The following is a 3,357-nucleotide window of genomic DNA, read 5'->3' as shown; positions in this document are numbered from 1 at the left end:
GCTATCGCCTCGGTGAAGACCGATCGCAATGATCGCCCCGACGAGCCGGTCATCATCTCGGCCGTCACGATCGACTGATCAAGGCCACACACAGAACTCCCCGCCGCGGACCGTCGCGGCGGGGAGTTCTCTTTGCTTCACGTGAAACAACGTCAGTCCGAAGTCACCGAGGCGAAGCCGTTGACGACCAGAGCGTCGTACACATCGTGGGGATTGGTACCGAGGTCCCAGCGGCCGAAGATCAGCAATCGCTCGGTGTCCTCGTGGCGCACGTCGACCTCGAGCATCGCGGATTTGCGGCCGATGCGGCGGTAAGAGACCATCCTGATCCGGTCGATCCGGTCGAGTGGGTAGTCCTTCGGGCCGGTGAGCGTGCCGACCACCAGGCGCGGCGCGGGGCCGGGAACCATGGTGAGCCGAGGGCGCTGCCGGATGCCGAGTGCGGACATCGCCAGCACGGCGACGGCGGCGATGCCGATGAGCAGCCTGCTCGGGCCGTCCTGGGCGAGGATTGCCAGCACGGCCAGCAGGATCCCGCCGCCGCTGATGGCGAGCAGACCTGCGACAGGGGTGGACCACGAGACGGGTTGTGCATCGTTCACGCGGTTGTTCGCCCCTCTATCCTCGAGTTGTGCACAGGGTTATCCACAGGTGTGCATGAATAACACCGGTGTAATCCGCTGCGATCAGCGCCATCGCATGGTCATGACCAGGCCGATGACCATCAGGCCGAACCCGATCAGGAAGTTCCAGGCGCCCAGATCGAGCATGAAGCCGATGTGGTCCTGCGCCAGGTAGTAGACGATCAGCCACACCAAGCCGGCGAGCATGAAGCCCAGCATGATCGCGACGTACCAGACCGGCGACGGCCCCGCTTTCACCTTCACCGGCGTGCGGCTGGCGGGGCTCGGGGTGTAGTCGGCCTTCTTGCGGACCTTGGACTTGGGCATGACGTCCTCGAATTCGGAGTACAGGTAACTCCTAGGCTATCGCAACTCCCGTACCCTCGACGCATGCGTGTATTGGTCGTCGACAACTACGACAGCTTCGTGTTCAACCTGGTGCAGTACCTCGGCCAGCTTGGTGCCGACGTCGTGGTCTGGCGCAATGATGACCCCCGCCTCGACGATCTGGACACCCTGCTCACCGTCGGGGACGAAGGTGGAGCGTTCGACGGCGTGCTGGTGAGCCCCGGCCCAGGCAGTCCCGACCGGGCGGGCGCGAGCATCCCGCTCGTGCACGCGGCGGCCCGGCACAACAAGCCGCTGCTCGGCGTGTGCCTCGGGCACCAGGCGATCGGCGAGGCATTCGGCGGCACCGTCGACCGGGCGCCCGAATTGCTGCACGGCAAGACCAGTGATGTTTTCCATCTCGGGTCCGGCGTGTTGGCCGGCCTGCCCGACCCCTTCACCGCCACCCGATACCACTCGCTGACGGTTCTCCCGGAAACCATTTCCGAGGAGTTGGTGGTGGTCGGCCACACCGAGAGCGGCATCGTGATGGCGATGCGTCATCGCACGCTGCCCATCCACGGCGTGCAGTTCCACCCCGAGTCCGTGCTCACCCAAGGCGGCCACCGGATGCTCGCCAACTGGCTCGAGGTCTGCGGCGAACGTCCGTCCGAGGCACTCGTCTCCGCGCTCGAGGCGGAGGTCGCCGCGCTGGTCACGCAGTGAGGCCGTGGGTGCGGTTGTCGGTGGCGGCGAGTCTGGACGGCTATATCGACGACGCGAGCGCACAGCGCCTGCTGCTGTCGAACACTGCCGACTTCGACCGGGTCGACCAGATCCGTGCCGAATCCGACGCGATCCTGATCGGTGCGCACACGCTGCGCACCGACAATCCCCGCCTGCTGGTGAACAGCGCCGAGCGCCGGGCGGCTCGGGTGGCGGCGGGCGAACCGGAGTTCCCGGTGAAGGTGACCGTCACCGATTCCGGTGATCTCGATCCGGGGCTGCGCTTCTGGCACACCGGCGGCGACAAACTCGTCTACACCTCCGATGCGGGTGCCGGGAGGCTGGGCGACCGGCTCGACGGACTCGCCGAGGTGGTGAGCCTCGGCGAGCGTGTCGCGCTCCCGGCCCTCGTCGCCGACCTCGGCGCGCGAGGTATCCACAGGCTGATGGTCGAAGGGGGTACCGGCATGCACACCGGCTTCCTCGCGGCCGATCTGGTCGACGAGATCCGGCTGGCGATCGCGCCGATCCTGGTCGGCGATCCGGCGGCGCCGCGCTTCGTCGGACCGGCGCAGTTCCCCGGCGGGGCCGGTCGCAGGTTGCACCTGGCGGGTGTGGAACAACTTGGGGATGTCGCTGTGCTGAACTACCTGGTCAGCCCCGATCCACAGCCCCGCAACTAACTGATACCGCGAACAGAATCACTGCATTGACCTGGGAAAATTCAGCTGTCCACAGTTCACGGACAACTTTGCTCCACACCTGAACATGACCGATTCCACATCACGCGAGAGTTGTGGATAACTCGCCGACCACAGGGAAACGACATGAGCCACGACGACACCGACCACCGGTTCATGCACAGGGCGATAGCGCTCGCCAGGAACTGTCCGCCCAGCGAGACGGCCTATTCGGTCGGCGCCGTGATCGTCGCCGACGGGGTGGAGATCGCGACCGGCTTCTCTCGCGAAACCGACGAGAAGGTGCACGCCGAGGAGTCCGCGCTCAACAAGCTCGACCCCGACGACCCCCGCCTGACCAGGGCCACGATCTACAGCACCCTCGAACCGTGCTCCACCCGCGCCACCGCCACCCGGCTGCCGTGCACCGATCGCATCCTGGCCGCCGGCATTCCCACGGTGGTGATCGCCTGGCGCGAGCCGAGCCTGTTCGTCGCCGCCTGCGAGGGTGTGGACAAACTGCGCACCCATGGCGTGCGCGTGGTGGAGCTCACCGACCTGGCCGCGGAAGCCAAGTCGATGAACACCCACCTCGACCTGAGTTAGCTCAGGGCCGCCCGTAGATGGCGGTCACGAATTCGCCGAGCTGATTGTCATCGAGGTGCCGAGCCAGATCGGCCTCGCTGATCATCCCGACGAGGCGCTTGTTCTCGATCACCGGCATCCGCTTCACGCGGTGCGATTCCATCTGGTCGAGCACGTCTTCCACATCGGCGTCCGCGCTGACCCACCGCGGCGTCGACTCGCAGAGTTCCGCCGCTGTCGTCAGATCAGGTGACAGACCGAGCGCGACGCACTTCACCACGATGTCGCGGTCGGTGATGATGCCGCACATGCGCTCGTCGTCATCGGCGACGACGATCGATCCGACCCCGAGATCGGCCATCGCCGTCGCCGCGGTCGTCACGGTGTCACCACGGGTGATCCACTGCGCACCGGGC

Annotated in this window: 6 protein-coding genes; 3 read left to right on the top strand and 3 right to left on the bottom strand. The window is 66.3% G+C overall.

Going from position 1 to position 3,357, the window contains the following annotated elements; genetic code table 11:
• Positions 1-152 precede the first annotated feature (152 nt).
• Positions 153-602, bottom strand: coding sequence for a PH domain-containing protein (locus ACFWF3_RS29330; protein WP_379316827.1), 450 nt, complete (start codon positions 600-602; stop codon positions 153-155).
• An 84-nt stretch (positions 603-686) separates the two neighbouring features.
• Positions 687-950: a cell division protein CrgA gene (crgA, locus tag ACFWF3_RS29325; RefSeq protein ID WP_378634580.1), complete on the bottom strand. Its 264-nt coding sequence runs from the start codon at positions 948-950 to the stop codon at positions 687-689.
• Positions 951-1,013: 63 nt separating this feature from the next.
• Between crgA and ACFWF3_RS29320 the strand changes: the two genes are divergently transcribed.
• The 3 genes from ACFWF3_RS29320 (at position 1,014) to ACFWF3_RS29310 (ending at position 2,962) form a co-directional block, all read left to right on the top strand.
• Entirely contained in the window at positions 1,014-1,676 is a 663-nt protein-coding gene (locus ACFWF3_RS29320) for an aminodeoxychorismate/anthranilate synthase component II (RefSeq protein ID WP_379316825.1), read from the top strand.
• 8 nt (positions 1,677-1,684) lie between these two features.
• On the top strand, positions 1,685-2,359 hold the full coding sequence (locus ACFWF3_RS29315) for a RibD family protein (protein ID WP_379316823.1): 675 nt from the start codon (positions 1,685-1,687) through the stop codon (positions 2,357-2,359).
• Between the two features lie 144 nt (positions 2,360-2,503).
• Positions 2,504-2,962 carry a deaminase gene (locus tag ACFWF3_RS29310; protein WP_379316821.1) on the top strand — a complete coding sequence of 153 codons (459 nt, stop codon included), beginning with the start codon at positions 2,504-2,506 and terminating at the stop codon, positions 2,960-2,962.
• Position 2,963: 1 nt separating this feature from the next.
• On the opposite strand, the gene ACFWF3_RS29305 is transcribed toward ACFWF3_RS29310, so the two are convergent.
• Positions 2,964-3,357: CBS domain-containing protein (locus ACFWF3_RS29305; protein WP_379316819.1), on the bottom strand; the 394-nt coding region annotated here is incomplete at its 5' end.

Source organism: Nocardia sp. NPDC060220, assembly GCF_042727815.1.
In the GTDB taxonomy this organism is placed as follows: domain Bacteria; phylum Actinomycetota; class Actinomycetes; order Mycobacteriales; family Mycobacteriaceae; genus Nocardia.
This window is presented reverse-complemented; position numbering and strand designations above follow the sequence as displayed.